General features: G+C 67.7%; 19 protein-coding genes. 3 read left to right on the forward strand and 16 right to left on the reverse strand.

The features are described 5' to 3' along the window. Positions 1-15: 15 nt before the first annotated feature. The 7 genes from JVH1_RS11520 to JVH1_RS11550 all read right to left on the reverse strand — a co-directional run bounded on the left by JVH1_RS11520 (position 16) and on the right by JVH1_RS11550 (position 10187). Complete coding sequence (locus JVH1_RS11520; protein WP_009478006.1) at positions 16-3774, reverse strand: ABC transporter ATP-binding protein; 3759 nt, start codon at positions 3772-3774, stop codon at positions 16-18. Then, positions 3771-5132 (reverse strand): LLM class flavin-dependent oxidoreductase, encoded by a 1362-nt coding sequence (locus JVH1_RS11525; protein ID WP_009478005.1) that lies wholly within the window; start codon positions 5130-5132, stop codon positions 3771-3773. Before JVH1_RS11525 ends, JVH1_RS11520 begins: the two co-directional genes overlap by 4 nt. 12 nt (positions 5133-5144) lie before the next feature. Beyond that, positions 5145-5879: an ABC transporter ATP-binding protein gene (locus JVH1_RS11530; RefSeq protein ID WP_043780978.1), complete on the reverse strand. Its 735-nt coding sequence runs from the start codon at positions 5877-5879 to the stop codon at positions 5145-5147. Continuing rightward, positions 5855-6712 (reverse strand): ABC transporter permease, encoded by an 858-nt coding sequence (locus JVH1_RS11535; RefSeq protein ID WP_009478003.1) that lies wholly within the window; start codon positions 6710-6712, stop codon positions 5855-5857. The genes JVH1_RS11530 and JVH1_RS11535 overlap by 25 nt, the downstream gene beginning before the upstream one ends. Beyond that, positions 6709-7776: an ABC transporter substrate-binding protein gene (locus JVH1_RS11540; protein WP_009478002.1), complete on the reverse strand. Its 1068-nt coding sequence runs from the start codon at positions 7774-7776 to the stop codon at positions 6709-6711. The genes JVH1_RS11535 and JVH1_RS11540 overlap by 4 nt, the downstream gene beginning before the upstream one ends. A gap of 290 nt (positions 7777-8066) precedes the next feature. Continuing rightward, complete coding sequence (locus JVH1_RS11545) at positions 8067-9278, reverse strand: ROK family transcriptional regulator (RefSeq protein WP_009478001.1); 1212 nt, start codon at positions 9276-9278, stop codon at positions 8067-8069. Positions 9279-9425: 147 nt separating this feature from the next. Beyond that, the gene (locus JVH1_RS11550) at positions 9426-10187 is read right to left on the reverse strand and encodes a hypothetical protein (RefSeq protein ID WP_009478000.1); all 762 of its coding nucleotides are present in this window, start codon (positions 10185-10187) and stop codon (positions 9426-9428) included. Positions 10188-10361: 174 nt separating this feature from the next. Between JVH1_RS11550 and JVH1_RS11555 the strand changes: the two genes are divergently transcribed. Together JVH1_RS11555 and JVH1_RS11560 are read left to right on the forward strand one after the other, a co-directional pair. Further along, on the forward strand, positions 10362-12041 hold the full coding sequence (locus JVH1_RS11555) for a DNA repair helicase XPB (protein ID WP_009477999.1): 1680 nt from the start codon (positions 10362-10364) through the stop codon (positions 12039-12041). Positions 12042-12078: 37 nt separating this feature from the next. Then, positions 12079-12747: a DUF3239 domain-containing protein gene (locus tag JVH1_RS11560; RefSeq protein ID WP_009477998.1), complete on the forward strand. Its 669-nt coding sequence runs from the start codon at positions 12079-12081 to the stop codon at positions 12745-12747. Positions 12748-12754: 7 nt separating this feature from the next. On the opposite strand, the gene JVH1_RS11565 is transcribed toward JVH1_RS11560, so the two are convergent. The 8 genes from JVH1_RS11565 to JVH1_RS11600 are packed head-to-tail and all read right to left on the reverse strand — an operon-like array spanning position 12755 to position 20845. Continuing rightward, positions 12755-13315, reverse strand: coding sequence for a GNAT family N-acetyltransferase (locus tag JVH1_RS11565; RefSeq protein ID WP_043780976.1), 561 nt, complete (start codon positions 13313-13315; stop codon positions 12755-12757). Positions 13316-13351: 36 nt separating this feature from the next. Next, a complete protein-coding gene (locus JVH1_RS11570; protein WP_009477996.1) occupies positions 13352-14341 on the reverse strand; it encodes an LLM class F420-dependent oxidoreductase in 990 nt (329 codons plus the stop codon). Between the two features lie 13 nt (positions 14342-14354). Then, on the reverse strand, positions 14355-15581 hold the full coding sequence (locus JVH1_RS11575) for an MFS transporter (RefSeq protein ID WP_009477995.1): 1227 nt from the start codon (positions 15579-15581) through the stop codon (positions 14355-14357). After that, entirely contained in the window at positions 15578-16921 is a 1344-nt protein-coding gene (locus JVH1_RS11580) for an LLM class flavin-dependent oxidoreductase (protein ID WP_009477994.1), read from the reverse strand. Before JVH1_RS11580 ends, JVH1_RS11575 begins: the two co-directional genes overlap by 4 nt. A gap of 25 nt (positions 16922-16946) precedes the next feature. Beyond that, positions 16947-17822: an ABC transporter permease gene (locus JVH1_RS11585; RefSeq protein ID WP_009477993.1), complete on the reverse strand. Its 876-nt coding sequence runs from the start codon at positions 17820-17822 to the stop codon at positions 16947-16949. Next, positions 17815-18651 carry an ABC transporter ATP-binding protein gene (locus JVH1_RS11590; RefSeq protein WP_009477992.1) on the reverse strand — a complete coding sequence of 279 codons (837 nt, stop codon included), beginning with the start codon at positions 18649-18651 and terminating at the stop codon, positions 17815-17817. The genes JVH1_RS11585 and JVH1_RS11590 overlap by 8 nt, the downstream gene beginning before the upstream one ends. Then, positions 18648-19736, reverse strand: a complete 1089-nt coding sequence (locus JVH1_RS11595; RefSeq protein ID WP_083849819.1) for an ABC transporter substrate-binding protein — start codon at positions 19734-19736, stop codon at positions 18648-18650. The genes JVH1_RS11590 and JVH1_RS11595 overlap by 4 nt, the downstream gene beginning before the upstream one ends. 38 nt (positions 19737-19774) lie before the next feature. Further along, positions 19775-20845 (reverse strand): ABC transporter substrate-binding protein, encoded by a 1071-nt coding sequence (locus JVH1_RS11600; RefSeq protein ID WP_043780971.1) that lies wholly within the window; start codon positions 20843-20845, stop codon positions 19775-19777. A gap of 281 nt (positions 20846-21126) precedes the next feature. On the opposite strand from JVH1_RS11600, the gene JVH1_RS11605 reads away from it, so the two are divergent. Further along, complete coding sequence (locus JVH1_RS11605; RefSeq protein ID WP_009477991.1) at positions 21127-22047, forward strand: sigma-70 family RNA polymerase sigma factor; 921 nt, start codon at positions 21127-21129, stop codon at positions 22045-22047. On the opposite strand, the gene JVH1_RS11610 is transcribed toward JVH1_RS11605, so the two are convergent. Then, positions 22022-22621, reverse strand: a complete 600-nt coding sequence (locus tag JVH1_RS11610; RefSeq protein ID WP_009477990.1) for a carboxymuconolactone decarboxylase family protein — start codon at positions 22619-22621, stop codon at positions 22022-22024. The two genes, JVH1_RS11605 and JVH1_RS11610, sit on opposite strands and share 26 nt — an antisense overlap. Between the last annotated feature and the right edge of the window lie 14 nt (positions 22622-22635).

Raw genomic sequence — 22635 nt, forward strand, 5'->3', positions numbered from 1 at the left:
ATTAACGTCCGGCGGTTAATAAGTACTCACGGGCGGCGAAGCCGCATAGGCGTCCCAGAGTTCCCGGTAGACACCACCCCGGTCGAGCAGCTCGTCGTGTGTTCCGACTTCCGCGACCTGCCCGCCGTCGAGGACCACCACCCGGTCGGCTCGCGCCGCGGTGCTCAATCGGTGCGCCACGACGACGGTGGTGCGCCGCCGGGACAGGTTCTCGGTCGCGAGCCGGACGCGGTCCTCGGTGGCCAGGTCCAGTGACGCCGTGGCCTCGTCCAGCAGCAGGATGTCGGGGTCCACCAGTTCGGCGCGGGCGAGTGCCAGCAACTGGCGTTGTCCGGCCGACAGGTTGCGCCCGTGCTCCCCGATCGGCTGCAGGTATCCGAGGGCGAGCCCGGACACCATCTCGTGGGCACCGACAGCGCGGCTGGCGGCCTCGACCTCCGCGTCGGTCGCGTCCGGGCGCCCATAGGCGACGGCGTCGCGGACGGTGGCGCCGAACAGGTGCGGCTCCTGCGGAACGACACCGAGTCGCTGCCGGAACGACGCGAGGTCGAGCGACCGAGTGTCGATGCCGTCGACGCGTACCGCACCCTGCGTGGGGTCGTAGAACCGGGCGAGCAGCTTGAGCACGGTCGACTTGCCCGCGCCGGTCTGACCGACGAGGGCGACCGTCTCGCCCGGTTCGATGCGAAGCGCGACCCCCCGCAGCACCTCTCCCTTGCCGGATTCGTACGCGAAGTGGACGTCGTCGAACACGATGCCGCCCTGGAGGCGGTCGAGGACGATCGGATCGCCCGCCTGCGGCGTGGTGGTCGGCGTCCTCATCAGCCCCCGCAGTCGACCGAGTCCGATCACGGCCTGCTGGTAGCCGTCGAACACCTGTGAAAGCTGTTGTACGGGAGCGAAGAACAGTTCGACGTAGAGCACGAAGGCGATCAGGGTGCCGACGGTGAGGGTTCCGCCGTGGATCCGCGCCGTCCCTGCCGCGAGCACCAGCCCGGTCGCGACCACCGACAGAAACTCGACGAACGGAAAGTACAGGGCCATGTACCGCTGAGCCCGTAGCCGCGACTCACGGAAGTCCCAGGCCCGACGGGCGAACTGGGCCGCGTTGTAGTCCTCGCGCCGAAATGCCTGGGTGACGCGAATATTCGTCACGTTCTCCTGCAGGTAGGCGTTGACGATCCCGACGCGATCGCGGGCCTCGGCGTAGGCGGGCACGGACTTTCGGCGGAACACCACCGTGGCCGCGACGAGGACGGGCACCACGAGGACCAGCACGAGGGCCAGTTCCGCGTCGATCACCGGGAGTGCCACCAGCACACCGGAGATCGTCAGCGCGCTCACCACCGCCGTCGCCAGACCTGTCTGCAGGAAGTTGGACAGGCTGTCGACATCGGTGGTCATGCGTGTCATGATCCGGCCTGCCAGTTCTCGCTCGTAGTACTGCAACCCGAGCCGCTGCAGCTGCGCGAACGTCTTGACCCGCAACGTGTACAGCAGCCGTTCGCCTGTCCGCCCGGTCACCCGCGCCTGGGCGATGTTGACGGCCCAGTCCAGCAGCACCACCAGATTGGTCGCGGCCGCCGCGAGCAGCAGCAGGTCGCGGGCGCCTTGCAGCACTCCCCGATCCACCCCGGTACGGACGAGGACCGGCACCGCGATCTGCGCGACGGCGTCCAGCCCGACGAGCGCCAAGCCGGCGACCAGCGGCAGGAGGAGCGGCCGCAGCAGTGAGCGGAGGCTGAACGCCGGGTCGGCGGCCCGGGCCTCGTCCGCGGCGACGTCGGGGTCTCCCGTGAGTGGCGGCAGGTCGTCGAGCCGAGCCATGACTTCGGGGCTGGGCGGCGCCGACGAGAGGATTCCGCCCGACGCGCCTCCGCGTGAGGGTCCACTGGCACCCGCGGCCGCGGTTGCGAAAGCCGCTGCGGCTCTGGCATCGAACACCCCGGATGCCTCGTCGCCGTCTTCCCGGCGCCACAGTTCGGCGGTGACACCGTCGACGTCCGGCGGCTCGTTCGACGTGTCCGGAGCGGTCACGTCGTCCGCGCTCGACAGCAGCGCGCGGAACAGGGGGCACCTTTCGTCGAGTTCGGCACTCGTGCCCACATCGACGATGCGCCCGTGCGCCAGGACCGCGATGCGGTCGGCCAACGCGAGCGTCGACCGGCGATGCGCAATGATCAGCGTGGTCCGCTCGCTGGTCGCGACGCTCAGTTCGTGGTGGATGGCGGCCTCGACGCGGGCGTCGACCGCCGATGTCGCGTCGTCGAGCACCAGGATCCGCGGATCGGTCACCAATGCCCGGGCGAGGGCGATCCGCTGCCGCTGCCCACCCGACAACGTCACCCCCTGCTCCCCCACGACGGTGTCGAGGCCGTCCGGCAGTGCGTCGACGAATTCCTCCGCCTGCACCACGCGGAGCGCCTCACGCACCAGTGCCTCGTCGGCATCCGGCCTGCCGTAGGACACGTTGGCGCGGATGGTTTCGGACATGAGGTAGCTGTCTTCGAAGACGACGCCGAGCGCGGAGCGCAGCGAGCCGAGCGACAGCCGACGGGTGTCGATCCCCCCGACGGTGACCGCACCCGCGTCGACGTCGTACAACCGCGGAACGAGCATGGCCAGAGTCGATTTCCCCGATCCGGCGGCGCCGACCACCGCCACCGTCTCCCCGGGTGCGATCCGCAGGGACAGTCCGTCGAGGAGGCGATTCGACGGGTCGTATCCGAACGCCACGTCGTCGAACACCACTTCGAGGGGCCCGCCCGGCAAGTCCACGGCGCCGGGTGGGGTCGTGACGGCCGGGGCGTTGTCGATCACCTCGCGGACACGCTCGACGCTGGCCCGGCCCTGTTGGCTCACGGTCAGCAGCGTGGCGAGCTGACGCACGGGCGAGGCGAACGACGCCAGATACGTGGTGAAGGCGACGAACGTGCCGAGCGACAGCGTGCCGTGCAGCGCCAGCCATCCTCCGAGTGCCAGGACGAGTGCCTGCCCGAGCATCGGGACCGCCTGCAGTGCAGGGTTGTACCGGCTGGTCAGCCGTGCGACGCGCAGCCGGGAACGGAAGAGGTCCCCTGCCCGCTTCTCGAGGTCTTCGAGTTCGCGGCCTTCCTGGCCGAATCCCTTGACGACGCGCACCCCCGTGACGGCGGCTTCGACTCCCCCGGCCACGATCGCCGCCTGTTCCTGGGCATGCCAGTTGGCGGGGAACAGGTCGACGCGGCTGCGCATCGAGATGAACCACAACGCAGGCAGGACGGCGAGAGCGACCAGGGTGAGGATCGGCGACAGCACGGCCATCACGGCCAGGGAGATCGCGAACATCAGCAGGTTCCCTGCCATGTGCGGCAGTAACTGCAGGAGCATCTGGATCAGCGTGATATCCGAGATCGACCGGCTGACCACCTGCCCGGTCTGCAGTCCGTCCTGCTTGACGCCGTCCAGCCGCAGCAGGGACCGGAAGGCGTCGCCCCGCAGGTCGTACTGCACTCCGAGGGACAGCTGCCCGGAGCGGTACCGACGCGTGTACGCGGCGGCGAAACGGAGCGATGCGAGGGCGATGAGCACCGCGATCCACGGCGCCAGTGCATGATTCGTGTCGACCGCGGCGTTGTCGATCACGTGCCGGACGGCCAGCGGGATGGTGGCGGTGGCGGCGGCCGCCACCGCCGCCGCCCCGTACGCGAGAACGAGATTGCGGCGTTGGCGCAGACAGTACCCGAACAGGTACCGCAGCCAGCCGACGTTCTCCCCCGAAACTTCCGTCGTCACTGCGCAGACACCAGCGTGGAATCCTTCTCGACCGCAAACTGATTGGCGGGCCGCGGCAATCCGTAGTGCCCGCGCAGTGTGGACTCGGTGTAGTCGGTGCGGAAGAGTCCGCGTTCCTGCAGAATCGGAACCACGGAGTCGACGAACTTCTCCAGCCCGGACGGAAGGACCGCGGGCATGATGTTGAATCCGTCGGCCGCGCCGTTTTTGAACCAGTATTCGATCGTGTCGGCCACCTGGAGCGGGGTGCCCGCGAACGTGCGGTGACCGCGACCACCACCGAGTCGCCCGATCAGCTGCCGGACGGTGAGCTTCTCGCGGCGGGCGAGGTCCACGATCAGCGTGTACCGGCTCTTCGCACCCTCGATCTCGTCCTCGGACGGCAAGTCCTCGGGAAGTTCCTCGTCGAGCGGGAGCTGCTCCGGTTCGAGATTGAACCGCTGCGCCAGCTGCTTGCGGGCGTATTCCGGCGAGATCAACCTCTCCAGTTCCGCCTCGAGTTCGCGGGCCTCCTCTTCGGTGTCAGCGATGACCGGCACGATGCCGGGCAGGATCAGCACCTGCTCGGGGTCCCGGCCCACTTTCGCGACACGGTCCTTGACGTCCGCGTAGAACGCCTTCCCCTCGTCGAGGGTGGGTTGGGCGGTGAAGATGGCCTCCGAGTACCTGGCGGCGAAATCCTTCCCGTCCTCGGACGACCCGGCCTGCACGAGCAGCGGATATCCCTGCGGCGACCGCGGCACGTTGAGGGGTCCCCGCACCTTGAAGAACCGGCCCTCGTGTTCGATGACGTGCACCTTGGCGGAGTCGGCATGGATCGCGACGTCCTTGTCCGCGACGATGGCGTCGTCCTCCCAGCTGTCCCACAGCTTGGTGGACACCTCCACGAATTCCGCTGCCCGCTCGTACCGGCTCCGGTGCGCGGGGGTGTCGTCGAGACCGAAGTTCTGTGCCGCATCGGCGCCGGCCGTGGTGACGATGTTCCAGCCGGCGCGTCCACCGCTGACGAAGTCGAGGGACGCGAACCGCCGCGCCAGGTTGTACGGCTCGTTGTAGCTGGTCGACGCGGTCGCGATCAGGCCGATCTTCTCGGTGGCCGCGGAGATCGCCGTCAGGATGATCGTCGGCTCCAGCTTGCCGCTCGGCCTGCGTTCCGGATTGCTGAACAGCACCGGGCTGTCGGCGAGGAACACCGAGTCGAACTTTCCGCGTTCGGCGGTCTGCGCCAACGAAATGTAGTGCTTGATATCGAGATTGGCGTTCGGATCGCTCTCGGGTAGGCGCCAGGCGGCCTCGTGGTGTCCGATCGCCATCAGGAATGCGTTGAGATGCAGCCGGCGCTGGGGTGACGAACTCATGGTGAAACTCCCTTACTGTGCCGCTACCTCGACGCCGAGGGCGCCGAGCAGCGTGGTGCGAAACTCGTGGAACTTGCTGTCGCCGAGCGCTCTCGGCTTCGGGATGTCGATGATCTCGTCGACGACGATCTGCCCGCGATCGAGAACGAGTACCCGGTCGGCGAGCGCGATCGCTTCGTCGACGTCGTGTGTGACGAGCAGGACGGTCGGGCGGTGGCGACGGATCAACTCCTGTAGGAGGGCGTGCATCTTGATCCGGGTCAGCGCGTCGAGAGCGCCGAAGGGCTCGTCGGCCAGGAACAGTCGGGGCTCGCGGACCAACGCTCGGGCCAGCGCCACCCGTTGCTGTTCACCGCCGGACAGTTCGCTGGGCCACGCCTTCTCCCGGCCCGCGAGCCCGACCTCCGCGAGCGCCGCCGCTCCCCTGCTCGTGCCGGTGCGGCCCAGTCCGAGCGTCACGTTGTCCAGCACCTTCAGCCACGGCAGCAGCCGTGAGTCCTGGAATGCCACCGACACCTCCTCGGGCACGGTGAGGGTTCCGCCGCGGCCCTCGACGTCGTAGTCGAGGCCGGCGAGCGCGCGGAGCAGCGTGCTCTTGCCGGACCCGCTCTTTCCGAGCAGGGCCACGAACTGGCCTTCGGGAATGTCGAGGTCCAGGCGGTCGAGGACGGTCTTGTCGCCGAATCCGCGGACGAGGGATCGCACCTGCACGGCGGCGGCTTCTAGCCGGCGAGCGTCTTGCGCCATGACAGGGACCGCCTTTCGATGTAGCGGAGGACGGAGTCGGACAGGAGACCGAAGATGCCGTAGACCGCGAGCCCCACGAGAATCACGTCGGACTGTCCGTAGTTCTGCGCGTTGTACATCATCTTTCCCAAACCGGTCACCGCGTTGATTCCCTCGACGACGATGAGGGTGAGCCAGGCACCGGTGACCGAGAGGCGCAGTCCCAGAAAGAATCCCGGCATTGCACCCGGCAGTACGACCTTGCGGATGAACGTGGCCCGGGACAACCCGAGGACCTCGGCGAGTTCGACGTACCGGTTGTCGATCGACGTCAACGAATTGTGCGTCTGGATGTACATGTGGACGACGACACCGAGCGCGATGATCACGATCTTGAACGTCTCGCCGATGCCGAGCCAGAGGATCAGCAGCGGGATGAGGCCGAGCGTCGGGATGGCGCGTTTGAGCTGGATCGGCCCGTCGATCAAAGCGTCACCGGAACGCGTCAGACCGGCGACGACGGCCAGGGCCGTCCCGATCACCACACCGAACGCGAAACCGATGGCGGCACGGCTCAACGATGCGAGGACGTGTTCCTGCAGGATGCCGGTGGAGATCAGCTCGACGGCCGTGGTGACCACGGTCCACGGCGCGGACAGCTTTCGTGCGTCGATGAAGCCGGTGAGACTTCCCACTGCCCACACCGCGAGGAGGAGCAGGACACCGGCCAGCCGGGAGAACGGAAACGCCTTGCGCAGCCCGAGTCGGCGGATCTGCCGATCGGCGACGCCGAGCCTCGGGGCCTCGGGGGCGACACTGCGTGCCGGTGCGGGCGCGGAGAGAGTGCTGGTCATCGCTGCACACCGCCCCGGTACTCGGCCGGAACAGCGTCGGCGGCGATCGTCTCGAATCGTCGGTCGAACAACTCGTCGGCATCGAACTCACTGAAGTACCCTGCATCGGACAGCAATTGGACGGTGTCCTGCGTCCATTCGACGGCGGCGTCCCAGTTGGCCGGGTAGACCGGACGCTGCCCGACGGAGGCGACGATGCGCTTACCGTCCTCGGCCGATACCTGTTCGCTCTCCACGTAGTACTTCTGGATCCAGGCGTCCTGGTTCTCCCACGCCCAGACCTCCCCGCGAGCCCAGAACGGAATGAACGCCTTGATCGCCGCGGCCTTGGCCGGGTCCTGGAGGACTTCCACCGGTGCCCAGAGCACGGTGAGCGCGTCCACGGCGTCGGTGGCCAGCGCCTTGGCTCCGTCCGGCCCGTACTGGTTCAGGTACTTCGTCACCGTCGGCTCCGACAGCGGCGCGATGTCCACTTGCTTCGACTGCAGCGCGGTGAGGAACTGCGGGCTGGGGAGCTCGACGAGCTGGACGTCCTTGGTGGTCAGACCCTGCGCCTTCAGCGTTCGCAGGATCACGACACCCTGCGCCTGCCCGGGTGAGAACGCGATCTTTTTGCCCCGCAGGTCCGGCAGTTCCGTGATGTCCGAGCCGGGAGCGGTGGCCAGCAGGTACTGCGGCTGTTCCTTCTCTCGGACCGCGACGATCTTCGCGTCGAGCCCGGTGGCGTGCGCTTGGATCGGCGGGATCGCGGCGTTGGTGGCCAGATCGACCGCGTTGCCCCGGAAGGCCTGGATCACGTCGGGACCGGCACTGACGTCCGGCCAGTCCGACACGGTGAACGGGAGGTCCGCGAGCTGGTCGGTCGCCTCGAGTTGAAGCCGGGTTGTCTTTATCGACACGCTGAGCGAGGTTCCGTCCGGAACCTGATCGGGTACAGCATCATCGAGAGACAACCCGCCGGAGGGACCGGACGAGCAGGACGCGAGCCCGAGCGCCACGACGCCGGCGAAGGCGGCGCGCGTGAGGCGCCGATACCCGGCGGAAGACACGAGTGAACTGGACATGATTGATCCTTCGAAGGATGTGATCTCCGGTCGGGCACATCGGACAGTTCGTCGAGTGCCACAGAGGAGCGAGAAAGGAAGAACAGAAAGGTATTTCGAGCGTCCGCCGAAGTCAGCGCGGAGACGTCAGATGCGACCCGGTCGCGTGCGGCGACAACAGGACTCGGAGCGACACGAGGTTGTACGCACACTGTCCGCCATGGTGGTGTTCACACCAATATCCTTGCGATCCAGCGTAATAGACGTCAACATTGCTTCCCACCGAATTAACTCCGGATGTGTGATACATGTCACGATATGCCGGCCAACGGCCGCACGAAGCTGGTGAGAGGCGCCCGGTAGAGCTCCGCGAGGATCACGGAACCGGCGGATACCGGCAGTGCCCGCCCGGGGAAACTGGTGGACAACACCGACTGCGACGGGTCGTCACACGTCGCCGACGACTCCCCGACTGCTCGCCGAACCGTGTCGAGAGTACCCGGAATCTGGCTCACGCCTTGGTCGCAGACGATCAGGACCTCCGGATTGAACAGATCGAGCAGCCGGGCTGCCACCACCCCGACGCCGTGCGCCCGTTCCTCGAACAGTGCCAGTGCCGCCGGCTGCCGACGTCGACCCGCGTCGAGAAGGTCGCCGAAGATCGGCCGCTCGATGGTGCCGAGCTGCATCGCCCTGCGCACCAGCACCCGATCCGACAGGGTGGCCTGCACGCATCCGGTACGCCCGCAGGCGCACTCCTCGACACTGTTCTCGACGGGCACGTGCGCCACCGCGCCTGCCGCCGCGCGCGGGCCGTGGTGGACCACGCCTCCGGTCGCGAACGCGGCGTCCACCACGTTCCCGACGAAGAGCTGCACCACACTGTCTCGCGCCCTCGGCTCCCCGAACAACACCTCCGCGTCGATGAGGGCCCGCGCGTGCGAATCCATCCGGACGTCCAGACCCGTGCGGTGCTCGAGATCCGCCCGGACCGGGTATCCGTTCCACCCGGGGATCGGATGCTCACGCACCACACCCGATTCCGAGTCGATCCAGCCGCCGGCCGCGAAACCGACGCCGATCGGGACAGACACGTCACCGTGCCGGGCGGCCAGCGCCTCGAGGGTCGTCACGGCGTTCCGCAGGATCTCGGCCGGTCCGAGCCCGAAATGTGGATCACGGGATCGGGCCACCACCTGCCCACGCAGGTCGAGCAACGCGGTGGTCACGTGGGTCATCGCCAGGTGGATGCCGTAGACGACGAAGCGGGTGTCGTCGAGGTCCACCGGGACGTGTGGCCGTCCCAGACCGGTGGGACCCGAGATCTCCGGCAGTTCCCGCAGCAGGCCGCGTTCGACGAGTTGCGCACTGGCGGTGGTCACCGTCGCGGGTGAGAGCCCGGTGACCCGCGCGATCGTGCTGCGCGCGATCGGCCCACGGTCGAGGACGGTGCGCAGCACCGTGCCCGCGCTGGCGCCGGAACGGCCGGCACCACGCCGGGTGTCGGGCTGGGTTCGCGCCATCGTTCCCACCTTCCCCGCGCGCAGTGATTTCGATTGATCTCGAACGCTAACGAAGGGGAACGTGCAGTTCAACGGACTCGATTCCCGTGAATTTAACTCCCCGTGAGTACTTGTTGACGTCCCGCGGTTAATAAGTACTCACTGGGGCTAGCCGCCCAGATTGACCTCGATGCAGTACGTGCGCTCGGGTTCGGAGAACGCGATGGGGAATGCGCTGTCGAACTCGTTGCACAGGGTTTCGTCGTTCTCGCCGTCCGCACGTCTGACGACCTTCACGGTCTGCGCCTCGGTGCAGTCGGACGGCACGATCCGGCCGTCGTCCTCGAGCAGGTAGCAGGAGTCCTCGAGCATGTTCGGAACGAGGCAGAGCGTGGTCTGCACGTCTTCGTCCTCGCTCACGAGGGTGTACGAGAAGTAGTCCTCCGCGCACTGGACGTCGCCGTCGTTCTTCTGCGCCACCTCGTACGTGGCCTCGCTGTCGGAGCAGTCCCGCTTCTCGTGCGAGGTGTCGGCCGCGGTCGTCGACGCGGACTCGAAGAAGAGGCAGTCGCCGACGTCGAGAGCATTCTTGTCGGCGCTCTTCACGGCGAACACAGCGAACGCGGCGATAGCGGCGAGGATCACGACGGCGACGACGCCGAGAGTGATGAACAGCCCCTTCCGCGATTTCTTCGGCGGCGGCGGGTACTGGCCGGGCGGGTACTGGCCGGGCTGCTGCCCGTACTGGCCGGGCGGGTACTGGCCGGGTTGCTGGGCGTACTGCCCCTGCGGGTACGGCTGCTGGGGGTACTGGCCCTGCTGGTACGGCTGCTGCGGCCCGCCCTGCGGGTACGGTTGCTGCGGGTTGTTCGGCGGTTCGCCGGGGATGTTCGGATCGGGACGGTTGGGGTCGTCGGGGGGCTGGGTCATCGCGAGCCTCGTCTCTGGGTCGATCCATCCGGCTGTCCCTCAATTTAGGCCCCGACCGCCCCGGATGTGCAGGTATCGGGCCGCGTCGGAGGCCGCGACGTGGCGCGGTGTCGCTCAGATCAGGACAATGGACAGGCTGGCTACATCCGGCACCGCATTTTCGAGGAGGCTTCCGTGACCGACGGACCGTTGATCGTCCAATCCGACAAGACCCTGCTGTTGGAGGTCGATCATGAACGCGCGAACGACGCCCGCCAGGCGATCGCGCCGTTCGCGGAACTCGAGCGCGCGCCCGAACACGTCCACACCTACCGGATCACCCCGCTGGCCCTGTGGAACGCGCGCGCCGCCGGACACGACGCCGAGCAGGTGGTCGATGCGCTGGTCAACTTCTCCCGGTACGCGGTGCCTCAGCCGTTGCTGGTCGACATCGTCGACACGATGGCCCGGTACGGGCGCCTGCAGCTGGTGAAGAACCCGGCCCATGGTCTGACGCTGGTCAGCCTGGACCGCGCGGTCCTCACCGAGGTGACCCGGCACAAGAAGATCGCCCCGATGCTCGGTGCGCGCGTCGACGACGACACGGTCGTGGTCCACCCGAGCGAGCGCGGCCGTCTCAAGCAGTTGCTGCTCAAGGTCGGCTGGCCGGCGGAGGACCTCGCCGGGTACGTGGACGGCGAGGCGCACGCCATCGACCTGGACTTCGACGGCACGTCCCCCGGGTCCGCGGACGGCACGTGGCACCTGCGCGACTATCAGGAGATGGCCGCCGACTCGTTCTGGGCGGGCGGGTCCGGTGTCGTCGTCCTGCCCTGTGGTGCGGGTAAGACGATGGTCGGTGCGGCGGCGATGGCCAAGGCGAAGGCCACCACGTTGATCCTGGTGACGAACACGGTCGCGGGACGGCAGTGGAAGCGTGAGCTGATCGCGCGCACGTCGCTCACCGAGGAGGAGATCGGCGAGTACTCGGGCGAGCGCAAGGAGATCCGTCCGGTCACGATCGCCACGTACCAGGTGATCACCCGGCGCACCAAGGGCGAATACAAGCATCTGGAGCTCTTCGATTCCCGCGACTGGGGTCTTGTGATCTACGACGAGGTACACCTCCTGCCCGCCCCGGTGTTCCGCATGACCGCCGACCTGCAGTCCCGTCGACGCCTCGGCCTCACCGCCACCCTGGTGCGCGAGGACGGCCGTGAGGGCGACGTGTTCTCGCTGATCGGACCCAAGCGGTACGACGCACCGTGGAAGGACATCGAGGCGCAGGGGTGGATCGCGCCCGCCGACTGCGTCGAGGTGCGGGTGACGCTGACGGACGCCGAACGGATGTCGTACGCCGTCGCCGAACCCGACGAGCGGTACAAGCTGTGTTCCACCGCGCACACCAAGATCGCGGTGGTGAAGTCGATCCTGGAACGGCATACCGACGCACCGACGTTGATCATCGGCGCGTACCTCGACCAGCTCGACGAACTGGGTGAGGCGTTGAACGCCCCGGTCATCAAGGGGTCGACCAAGAACAAGGAGCGCGAGGAACTGTTCGACCGTTTCCGGGCGGGCGAGATCCAGACGCTGGTCGTCAGCAAGGTCGCGAACTTCTCGATCGACCTGCCGGAAGCGTCTGTCGCCGTCCAGGTTTCGGGCACGTTCGGTTCCCGCCAGGAGGAGGCTCAGCGACTGGGCCGCCTGCTGCGACCCAAGCACGACGGCGGCCAGGCCCACTTCTACTCGGTGGTGGCACGCGACACGCTCGACGCCGAGTACGCCGCCCACCGGCAGCGCTTCCTCGCCGAGCAGGGGTACGCGTACCGGATCACCGACGCGGACGATCTGCTGGGCCCGGCCATCGGGTGACCGCCTGCCACCGGACCGGGAGCTCTAAGCTGGGGCCGTGCGACATTTCGAGTTCACCGTCGACCGAGCCTACGCGAAGTCTGTCAACCAGACGTTCGCCGACATGCGACGCCTGCAGGTGTCGGCGATCGTGGTGGCGCTGCTGTTCGCGGCCGCCGCTGCCGGTCTGATCCTGCTCGCCCACCCCTGGTCGATCATCCTCGGTGTCGTCGTGGCGATCGCCGCGCTGACGTCGGTGTGGGTGGCGTTCTGGGTGCCGAAGAAAGTCGGCAGCATCGAGGAGTTGTACGCGAAGAGCCCGCTGGTGCCTGCGGTCGTCTCGGAGGTCCATCCCCGCGCGGTCACCCTGCTGTCGCTGATCGACGTCGCGAAGCCCTCCGCGGGCCGGGCGTCGTACGCCCTCGTCACCCGCAACGTTCCGATCCGGACCGGTCAGAAGCAGCGGGTGGGCGACAGGGTGCCGTCCGTCGCACTCCTGAACGACCGCAGCACCCACAACGACGCCGACACGTGGGAGATGGTCAGCCCGATGCCGATCGCGTGGGGCACCCGCGACGCGACGGTGCGTTCCCGCGCGGAGGACGCCATCGATCAGGTCGAGTGGGATTTCCTGCAGAGCCGGATCCCCGAGTCCGAGCACATCCGGACCAGCCCCGACCAGCGGGTCGCGGTGTCCGAGCACGACCTTCCGGAGGGCCTGCGCTGATCGGCCGCTAGGGCCAGCCTTCGGCCTGCTGCCGCGGGTCGCCGGCGAGCAGGGCGGCCACCCACGAATCACGCCGGACGCCGCGCTGCACGAGTCCGGCGCGCTGGACGCCCTCGAACCGGAAGCCGACCCGGCGGGCGACCGCCGCCGAGTCGACGTTGCCGACGAACGCGCGCCATTCGATGCGTTCGAGCCCCATGCCGTCCGGCCGAAACGCGAAATCGCACACCAGGTTCACCGCGGTCGTCATGAGGCCCCGCGACCGTGCCGCCGGCGACAGCCAGTATCCGATCTCCGCCGCCGTCACGTCCCGCGCCATCAGACCGATCATCCCCAGCACGGGACCGTCCTCGCGGTCGCGCAGCGCCCAGGTGGGACTGCGATCGGCCCACCCGGACGGCACCGTCTGCCGCACGAACTGCTCGGCGTCCGAGCTTGTGTACGGCGCGGGCATCGTCGTCCACTCGGCGATCGACGCGTCGCTGCACGCCGCGCAGATCTCGTCGACGTCGGAGACGACCGGCGGGCTCAGCCACAGTGTGTCGGCGGCGAGGGTGACGACGAACATGCCCGCCACTCTATGCCCGGTGAGGCGGCCTGCTGATCAACGCAGCGCGGGCAGCACTTCCTTCTCGAACAGTTCGATGCCCGACGTGTCGTACGCGGCTTCCGGGAAGTAGAAGATGCCGTAGGACATGCCCTGCGCCTTCAGCGCCGACAGTTTCTCGACGATCTGCTCCGGCGTTCCCACACCGGGCATTCCGCGGAAGGCTCCTAGGGCACCCTCGGCGGCGTCGGCACCGACGTGGGGGGTGAGGCGGTCCTTCAGGGTGAGCAACCGCTGCTCGACCTCCGCCTCGGTGGTGCCGATCGCGACGTTGTAGTTGGCCGAGCGGGTGATGGCGTCGAAGTCGGTACCGACGGTGTCGCAGTGCTTCCGCAGGATCTCGGACTTCTGCGCGAAGCCCTCGGGTGTGCCGTCGAAGTTGGTGTACTGCGCGTACTTTGCCGCGATCTTCAGCGTCACCTTCTCGCCGCCACCGGCGATCCACAGCGGGATGCCGCCTTCCTGCAACGGAAGTGGGCGGACGATGGCCCCGTCGACCTGGTAGTGCTTGCCTTCGAGGGTCGCGATGCCGTTGGTCCAGGCCTGACGCATGATCTGCACGCCCTCGTCGAGGCGGCCGAGACGCACACCGGCAGAGGGGAATCCGTATCCGTACGCCTGCCACTCGTGCTCGTACCAGCCGCCGCCGATACCCATCTCGACGCGTCCGCCCGAGATGAGGTCGGTGGTGGCGGCGACCTTCGCGAGGTAGGCCGGGTTGCGGTAGCTCATCGCCGTACACATCTGGCCGAGACGCACCCGTGAGGTGACCGCCGCGAACGCGGACATGAGGGTCCACGCCTCGTGCGTGGCCTCCTCGGTCGGTGCCGGGACGGTATGGAAGTGGTCGTAGACCCACAGCGAATCCCAGGACGAACCCTGATCGGCGCGCAACGCGAAGTCGCGCATCACCGACCACTGATCCGAGGGATCGATTCCGACGAGATCCAGACGCCAACCTTGAGGAACGAACAATCCGAAGCGCATGAAACGAATGTACCTATGCTTCCTGTTTTTCGAGCGGTGAGGACCCGGGCTCCGACGCGGTCGGCGGTGGCCACGGGGAATAGACCGGGATGAACCGGAACAGGAGACCTGCGCCGACCAGCGCCGCTCCCCCGATCGCGGCGACGGCAGCCCCGAGCGGGACCACCGCGGCGAGCGCGCCGACGCCGAAGGGTCCGGCGAACATGCCGGTGTCGTGGGTGAGCCGCCAGGCAGCGAGGAATTCGGCGCGCGTCGCCGGTGGGGCGATGTCGGCGCCGAGCGTCATGATGACGCCGTTGCCGAGCCCGTTGCCGATGCCCATCACGACGGCGACGACCCCGATCGACAGGAGGTCGTGCGAGAACGGCAACGCCAGGTAGGACGCCCCGATCACCAGAAGCGAGGGCACCGCGATGAACCGGCGTCCGTACCGGTCCATGAAGTGTCCGGCCGGATACGAGCACAGCAGATCGACGGCCGCTCCGACTCCGAAGACGAGGCTGACCTGGGCGGCGTCGAGTCCGAGATGGGCAGCCCACAGCGGCAGCACCGCCTCCCGCGAGGCGCGGGCCGCACCCATGAGGAGCGACCCGGCGCCGAGCGTGGCCAGCAGCTTCCGGTGCCGGCGCAGAATCGACGGCAGCGTCGCGTGGGTACCGGCGGTGCCTGCGTGGTGCCTCGGCGGGTCGGGGACCCTCGACATCAGCCACCCGGACAGCACGACGCCGACGAACTGCACCATGAATCCGCCCCGGGCGCCGACCACCAGGATCACGGCGGCGCCGAGCAGCGGTCCCACGAAGAAGCCGAGCCGCCACATCGCCGCGAACGACGACATCGCCCGGGCACGCAGCCCGATCGGCACGGCGTCGGCCAGGTAGCTCTGGCGGGCCAGCCCCCACACGGCGTTCGCGAGCCCGGTCAGCAGTGCCCCCACGCCCAGCATCCAGGGTGTCTGCGCGAGCAGACAGACCAGCACTCCGGCGGCGCCGACGGTACTGCCGCCGATGATGGACCGCCGCTCCCCGAACCTGGCGACGATCCGGCCTGCGGGCAGGTCGCCGAGGACGGCGCCGAGCCCGACGACCGCGACGATCAGCCCGGACACGGCCACGGACGCGCCCAGTTCGCGGGCTGTCAGTGCCATGACCGGGGCTGCGGCCCCCTGGCCGATGCCGAAGATCGCGGCGGGGACGAAGACGGTGGTGACGAGAGGTTTCAGACCGGTCTCGCCGCTCATGCGCTCGCTTCGTCGACCGCGCCCGCGAACCGGTTACCGACGTCCGTGAGACCGTAGTGACCGCGCAGGGTGGTCGCGGTGTACTCCGTCCGGAACAGTCCGCGCTGCTGCAGGATCGGGACGACACGGTCGACGAAGTCGTCCAGTCCGCCGGGCAGGTAGGGCGGCATGATGTTGAAACCGTCGGCCGCGCCCTGCTCGAACCACGTCTGCAGCTCGTCGGCCACCTGTTCGGGGGTTCCGGCGAACGTGCGGTGCCCGCGTCCGCCGCCGAGCAGCCCGATCAGTTGCCGGACGGTCAGCGAACCGTCCGCCGCGAGATCCTTCACCAGCTGGTAGCGGCTCTTGTTGCCCTGGATCTCGTCCAGCGGAGGAAGCGGCGGAAGCGGGGCATCCAGGGAATGCTTGGTGAGGTCGACACCGAGCATCGTGGACAGCTGCCGCAGCGAGTACTCGGGCGAGATCAGGTCGGTGAACGACTGCTCGAGCGCCTTCGCCTCCTCCTCGGTGTCCGCGATGAACGGCACGATGCCGGGCAGCACCTTCAGGTCGCCGGCATTGCGGCCGTGCTTGACGACACGCGCCTTGAGGTCGCGGTAGAACTCCTGCCCCTGTTCCAGGGTGCGCTGCGCGGTGAACACGGCCTCGGCGTACCGGGCGGCGAACTCCTTGCCGCTCTCGGACGATCCGGCCTGCACCAGCAGCGGCCGCCCCTGGGCGGAGCGCGGCGAGTTGAGCGGGCCCTTGACCCGGAACCGTGGTCCGTCGTGGTCGATGGTGTGAACCTTGCCGGGGTCGGCGAACACGCCGGTCTCCGGGTCGAGCACCACCGCGCCGTCCTCCCAGCTGTCCCACAGGGCGAGCGTGACGTCGACGAATTCCTCTGCGCGCTCGTACCGTCCGCTGTGTGCGGGGATGCCGTCGACGCCGAAGTTCGCAGCCTCGTCCGCACCGGCCGAGGTCACGATGTTCCACCCCGCCCGGCCGCCGCTGATGTGGTCGAGCGACGTGAACTTGCGTGCCAGGTTGTACGGGTCGGAGTAACTCGTGGACGCCGTGGCGATCAGCCCCACGTGTTCGGTGGCGACGGCGATCGCCGACAGCAACGTGACGGGCTCGAAGATCGCCTGTGTGTTGTGCTTGATCCGCGGTCCGACGGCGAGGCCGTCGGCGAAGAACACCGAGTCGAGCTTGCCCCGCTCCGCGATCCGGCCGAGTTCCTGGAAGTGGGCGACGTCCAGAACGCGGTGCGCCTCGGTACGAGGATGGCGCCACGCCGCCTCGTGATGTCCCACACCCATGAGAAACGCGTTGAGGTGGAACTGGGAATCCTGTGACATGTGGAGTTTCTTTTCCGGTAAGTGACTAGACCCGCCAGCGGGACAGCCTGCGTTCGATCAGTACGAGAACGGCGTTGAGCGTCAGCCCGAGAACCGAGATGGCGACGATGCCCGCATACATGTTGGGGATCTGGAAGTTGAACTGGGAGGCCGTGATCAGGTAGCCGAGGCCGGCCTTGGCCCCGACCATCTCGGCGGCGATCAGCACGAGGATCGACGACGCCGCCGCCATGCGGATGCCGGTGAAGATGGTCGGAACGGCGGCGGGCAGCACGACTTTCTGGAACAGGCGCACGGGCGACAGTCCCAGCGAGGACGCCGACTTGATCAGCAGCGGATCGACGGTCCGCACACCGGAGATCGTGTTCAGCAGGATCGGGAAGGTGCACGCGTAGATCACCAGGGCGATCTTGGACTCCTCACCGATGCCGAGGATCAGGATGAACACGGGGAGCAACGCCAGCGCCGCTGTGTTGCGGAACAGCTCCAGGATCGGGTTCAGGAAATCCGACACCGGCCGGTACCAGGCGATCGCGATGCCCAGCGGGATCGCGATCACGACCGCCACGAAGAACCCGATCAGGGCCCGGGAGAGGCTGGCGGACACGTGCTGCCACAGCTCACCGCTCTTGACCAGATCGAAGAACGCCTCGACCACCGTGCTGAACGGGGGCAGGAACACCTCGTCGACGAGACCGGCCCGGGGAGCGATCTCCCAGAGTGCCAGGAAGGCGACGATCGCGACGGACGGCTTGAGGATCCGCCAGGCGATCGGACGCAGTGCCGCGCCGGCACGCTGGACGGCACCCGGCTGCGGTGGGGTGGAAGCGGGCGACGGAGCCGAGGTCCCGGGTGGATCGATTGCGACGGGAGCTTCCGGTGACGCGAGTGCGCTAGACATGTGCTTCCTCCTTCTCGATTACCTGTGCACGCTCCACTTCGCCGTGCAGCAGCGTCCAGATGCGGTGGCGGTAGTGCCGGAACTGCTCGTTGGACCGGACGTCCTCGCCGCTGCGGTCGATGTCGATGTCCACGAACGTCTTCACCCGGCCGGGCCGCGACGTCAGGACGGCGACCCGCTGCCCGAGGTAGATGGCCTCGTCGATGCCGTGCGTGATGAACAGGATGGTCTTGCCGGTGGCCTTCCAGATGCGCAGCAGTTCGTCCTGCAGCGACTCACGGGTCTGCGCATCGAGCGCGGCGAACGGCTCGTCCATCAGCAGCACCTCGGGATCGAACGCGAGGCTGCGGGCGATCGCGACGCGCTGCTTCATGCCGCCCGACAGCTCGTGCGGGTACCGGTCGCCGAAGCCCTTCAGGCCGACGAGCTCGAGGTAGTGCTCAGCGAGTTCGCGCCGTTCCTTCCTGGGCAGTCCCTTGGCCTCGAGCCCGAATTCGATGTTGTGCCGAGCCGTCCGCCACGGCAGGAGTGCGTACTGCTGGAAGACGATTCCGCGGTCGAGACCCGGCCCGGTCACCGGCTGCCCGTCGAGCAGGATCCGGCCCGACGTGGGGGTGCTGAGCCCGCCGAGCAGGTCGAGCAGCGTGGACTTCCCGCAACCACTCGGACCGACGAGGACGAGGAACTCGCCGTCCGCGAGATCGATGTCGATGTCCTCGATCGCGGTGAACTTGTCCTTGGACCCGCGCACGTCGAACTGTTTGGTGACGTGCTCGAGGCGGAGCTTGGGCGTCTGAACCCGATCGGGGTTCGAGGCGGTGATGCTCATTTCTGTCCTTCCAGTACTTCTCCGTCGGGCCCGCTCTCGGGCTGGAACGTGCCGTTGGCGTACGGGTTGAATTCGTTGGTGTAGAGGTCGGTTGCGGTCAACTTGCCCTCGTCGAGCTCACCGTTGCGGACGAGCCAGTCGATCCAGGTCTGCAGCTCCTTCTCCTGGATCACGGCCCCGGCGACGGGAATACCGGAGCTGCGCCAGTAGTCGATGGCCTCGTCGCTCTCGTTGCGGCCACGCTTGCCGATGATGCTCTTGAACCGTGCGACGACCTCCTCACGCGGAGTCACCTGGGTCCATCGGATGGCCCGGGCCGTGCCCTGCACGAAGTCCGCGACGGCGTCTTTGTTCTTCGCCAGGAAGTCGTCGCGCACCACGTAGGTGCCGTAACTGAAGGCGCCGAACAGATCCCGGTCCGTGAACAGCGGCCGGATACCCCCACGCTCCTGGGCTGTTTCGCGGAAGATGCCGTTGATGGCCGCCACGTCGATCTGACCTTCGCGCAGGGCCGTTTCGTTGTTCACCGGCGGGACGACGGTCAGCTCCACCTGCTTGATCTCGTCCTGGGTCAACCCCTGCTGGGCCAGCCACTCCCGGACCAGGAACTCGTGGTGCGCACCGAGCGTGTTCATCCCGACCTTCTTGCCGATCAGGTCGCGCGCCGAGCGAATGGGGCTGCCGTCGAGGACGAAGTATCCCGTGTACTCGCCGGCATCGGCGCCGTAGGAACTCAGCACCGACGTGATCGGTGCCCCCGCGGCATTGAGCTTGACGACGGCTCCGTTGAAGGCCGAGCCGAACTCGATGTCACCGGTGGCCGCCGACTGGATGTCCTGCGGGCCGCTGGTGGTGTCGCCGACCCATTCGAGCTTGATCTTGTCGTAATACCCCAGGTCCTCGGCGAGTTCGTGGAAGCCCACGTCCCCGGCCCACCCCTGGTAGCGCAGGACCGTCTTTCCGTCCTCGGTGGTGGCGGTATCCGACGAGCCGGCACACCCCGCCACTCCCGAGGCCAACGTGAACAGTGCTGCGGTCGCCGCGAGGGCGCGCACGGCGCCGCGCCGGAACCGGGAGTGGGACATCGACGTCACTTTCTTCTCGTGGGGACCTGGGGTGGAGTTCACTTGGCGGCCAGTGCTTGTCCGTCGGGGCCGCTGTCGGCGGGGTACGTGCCGTTGGCATACGGGTTGAACTCGTTGGTGTAGACGTCGGCCGGCGTGAGCTTGCCGTCCTCGAGTTCACCGTTGCGGACGAGCCAGTCGATCCAGGTCTGGATCTCCTTGTCGGTGATCACGCCACCGGGACCCGCCACACCCGGCGTCTTCCAGTAGCCCACGAGGTCGGTGGTCTCGTTGCGGCCGCGCTTGGTGATGATGTCCCTGAACTTCGCGATCACGTCGTCGCGCGGAGTCGTCTGGGTCCATCGGATGGCGCGGGCCGTGCCCTGCACGAAGTCGGCGACGGCGTCCTTGTTCTTCGCGATGAAGTCGTCGCGGAACAGCAGCGAACCGTAGGTGAAGGAACCGAAGATCGATTCGTCGGTGAACAGGGGGCGGATGCCGCCGCGTTCGACTGCCTTGTCGCGGAACACGCTTCCGAGCGTGCCGACGTCGATCTGACCCTGCCGCAGCGCCTGTTCGGTGTTCACCGGCGGCACCACGGTCAGCTCGACCTGCTTGATCTCGTCCGGGGTCAGCCCTTCCCGCGCCAGCCACTCCCGCACGAGGAACTCGTGATGTGCGCCGAGCGTGTTCATGCCGACCTTCTTGCCGATCAGGTCACGTGCCGACGTGATCGGGCTTCCGTCGAGCACGTAGTACCCGTTGAAGGTCTCCTTGTCGGAGCCGTAGTAGCCGATGACGGACGTGATCGGCGAGTCGGCCGCGGCCAGCTTCAACACCGCACCGTTGAACGCGCCACCGAAGTCGGTCTGCCCCGTGGCGGCATTCTGAATGCTCTGCGGCCCACTGGTGGTGTCGCCGATCCAGTTCAGTTCGACCTTCTGGTAGTAGCCCAGGTCGGCCGCGAGTTCCGGGAACGAGACCTGTCCCGTGGTCCCCTCGTAGCGAAGTACCGTCTTCCCGTCGGCTGTCGTGGTCGCTTCCGAACCGGAGCACGCGACAGCAAGGCTGGTGAACGTGAGAAGGGCGGCCGCTGCGGCCAGAGTCCGCGCGAAACGTGGACGAATCATCGAAGGTCTTCCTAGTGTGTGATGCCCGCACACGACGAAGCGGCGGGTCGTGCGAGCGCACTCGGCGAACCCCGACCGGCGGTCGCCGGACGGGTCAGCAGGACGTGCAGAAGAAAAAGGGGTGCGAAAAAGCCAGGTCAGCTACGACAGCCGAAACACTGGAACATGGCAGACTCCCTGGAGGTGGTGTGGTCGCCACACCATACGTCCGGACCCACCACCAGGGTCAACGGTTACGCACACGACGGATTTTATGTCTGGACCGCACGTAGGATATCGGCATGCCCACTGCGACGCTGGTAGACGAATTCGAGTCCCACCGGCCGCATCTGCTCTCCGTAGCGTACCGGCTGACGGGAAGCGTCAGCGACGCGGAGGACGCCGTGCAGGAGTCGTGGCTACGACTCGACGACGCGGACGCCGCGAACATCCGCGACCTCCGGCCGTGGCTCACGACGGTGGTCGGGCGGATCTGCCTCGACCGGTTGCGGTCGGCGGCGGTGCGGAGGGAACAGTATGTCGGCCAATGGCTTCCGGAACCCATCGTCACCGGACTGTCACCGTCGGCCGAGCCGGACCCGCTGGAAGCGGTCGTCCGGGACGAGGACAACCGCCTCGCCGCGCTGATCGTGCTCGACACGCTCACCCCTGCGCAACGGGTCGCTTTCGTGCTGCACGACGGTTTCGGGGTCCCGTTCGACGAGGTAGCCGGGATTCTCGGCATCGAGACGCCCGCGGCACGTCAGCTCGCGTCGCGGGCCCGCAAGGCCGCTGCCGCAACCACACCCGCCGTTCCCGACGACGAGCATGCCGTCGCCGTGCAGCGACTGCTCGAGGCACTCGCCGCCGGTGACCTCGACGCGGTGATCGCGGCGCTGCACCCGGACGCCCTCGTCATCGGCGACGCCAACGGCACCACGAGCACCGCCGTCAACGTCATCCACGGCGCGGACAAGTTCGCCCGCTTCTTCCTCGGCCTCATCAAGCGGTACGGGCCGGCGGTGTTCACCGTCATGCAGCCGGTCCTGGTCAACGGCCAGCTGGGCTTCTTCAGTGCCACACTCACCGGCGACGATGCCCACCGCAGCTCGCCGCCGCGAGTGGGTGGGTTCACCGTCCGGGACGGACTCGTCTACGCGGCGTACGACATCGCCAATCCAGAGAAGTTCGGCGGGATCAGGCTCCCGGACCTTCCTTCGTGACCGCGGTGTCGTCGGCCCACGGCACCCGGCACGAATCGGTGCCGAAACCCTGCTCCGTGATGCCCAGCGCCGAGTACATCCGGGCACGCATGTTCTCGATGCCGATCTGATAGGACAGTTCGACGACACCGGCCCGGCCGAACCGGCGCTCGAGGTCCGCCACCTGTTCGTCGGTGACCGTGGTGGGCGTCGCCGTCATCGCGTCGGCGTATGCGATGGCCGCGCGCTCGTCATCGCTGTACGCGGGCGAGACGGCGTAGTCGGCGATGTGCTGGAGCCGCTCCACGTCCAGGCCGTCGAGGCGTTGCAGCATCGTGCCGAAGTCCACGCACCACGAACAGCCGATCGTCCACGCCACGCGGTAGACGGCGATCTCCCGCACGTTCGCGGGAAGCACGGTCGACGCCTTCTGCACCGCCAGCTCGTGCCGGGCCGACGCGACGAACAGCTTGCGGTGATGGGCGAGCACGGTGAACGGCTCGGGCACCTCGTCGAACTTGTGGGCAGCATATTTGTAGGCGACCTTCACCAGCGGGCTCGCGTCCGCCGGGGCCACTGCGGGAATGCGGGGCATTGCGTCCTCCATCG

The sequence above is a fragment of the Rhodococcus sp. JVH1 genome, assembly GCF_000280725.2.
Lineage (GTDB): Bacteria > Actinomycetota > Actinomycetes > Mycobacteriales > Mycobacteriaceae > Rhodococcus_F > Rhodococcus_F jostii_A.

Excerpts from the sequence above, each read along its gene's own strand:
- JVH1_RS11525 (WP_009478005.1), bottom strand. The coding sequence starts at position 5,132 with ATGAGTTCGTCACCCCAGCGCCGGCTGCATCTCAACGCATTCCTGATG.
- JVH1_RS11530 (WP_043780978.1), bottom strand. The coding sequence starts at position 5,879 with ATGGCGCAAGACGCTCGCCGGCTAGAAGCCGCCGCCGTGCAGGTGCGA.
- JVH1_RS11535 (WP_009478003.1), bottom strand. The coding sequence starts at position 6,712 with ATGACCAGCACTCTCTCCGCGCCCGCACCGGCACGCAGTGTCGCCCCC.
- JVH1_RS11540 (WP_009478002.1), bottom strand. The coding sequence starts at position 7,776 with ATGTCCAGTTCACTCGTGTCTTCCGCCGGGTATCGGCGCCTCACGCGC.
- JVH1_RS11545 (WP_009478001.1), bottom strand. The coding sequence starts at position 9,278 with ATGGCGCGAACCCAGCCCGACACCCGGCGTGGTGCCGGCCGTTCCGGC.
- JVH1_RS11550 (WP_009478000.1), bottom strand. The coding sequence starts at position 10,187 with ATGACCCAGCCCCCCGACGACCCCAACCGTCCCGATCCGAACATCCCC.
- JVH1_RS11565 (WP_043780976.1), bottom strand. The coding sequence starts at position 13,315 with ATGTTCGTCGTCACCCTCGCCGCCGACACACTGTGGCTGAGCCCGCCG.
- JVH1_RS11570 (WP_009477996.1), bottom strand. The coding sequence starts at position 14,341 with ATGCGCTTCGGATTGTTCGTTCCTCAAGGTTGGCGTCTGGATCTCGTC.
- JVH1_RS11575 (WP_009477995.1), bottom strand. The coding sequence starts at position 15,581 with ATGAGCGGCGAGACCGGTCTGAAACCTCTCGTCACCACCGTCTTCGTC.
- JVH1_RS11580 (WP_009477994.1), bottom strand. The coding sequence starts at position 16,921 with ATGTCACAGGATTCCCAGTTCCACCTCAACGCGTTTCTCATGGGTGTG.
- JVH1_RS11585 (WP_009477993.1), bottom strand. The coding sequence starts at position 17,822 with ATGTCTAGCGCACTCGCGTCACCGGAAGCTCCCGTCGCAATCGATCCA.
- JVH1_RS11590 (WP_009477992.1), bottom strand. The coding sequence starts at position 18,651 with ATGAGCATCACCGCCTCGAACCCCGATCGGGTTCAGACGCCCAAGCTC.
- JVH1_RS11595 (WP_083849819.1), bottom strand. The coding sequence starts at position 19,736 with ATGTCCCACTCCCGGTTCCGGCGCGGCGCCGTGCGCGCCCTCGCGGCG.
- JVH1_RS11600 (WP_043780971.1), bottom strand. The coding sequence starts at position 20,845 with ATGATTCGTCCACGTTTCGCGCGGACTCTGGCCGCAGCGGCCGCCCTT.
- JVH1_RS11605 (WP_009477991.1), top strand. The coding sequence starts at position 21,127 with ATGCCCACTGCGACGCTGGTAGACGAATTCGAGTCCCACCGGCCGCAT.
- JVH1_RS11610 (WP_009477990.1), bottom strand. The coding sequence starts at position 22,621 with ATGCCCCGCATTCCCGCAGTGGCCCCGGCGGACGCGAGCCCGCTGGTG.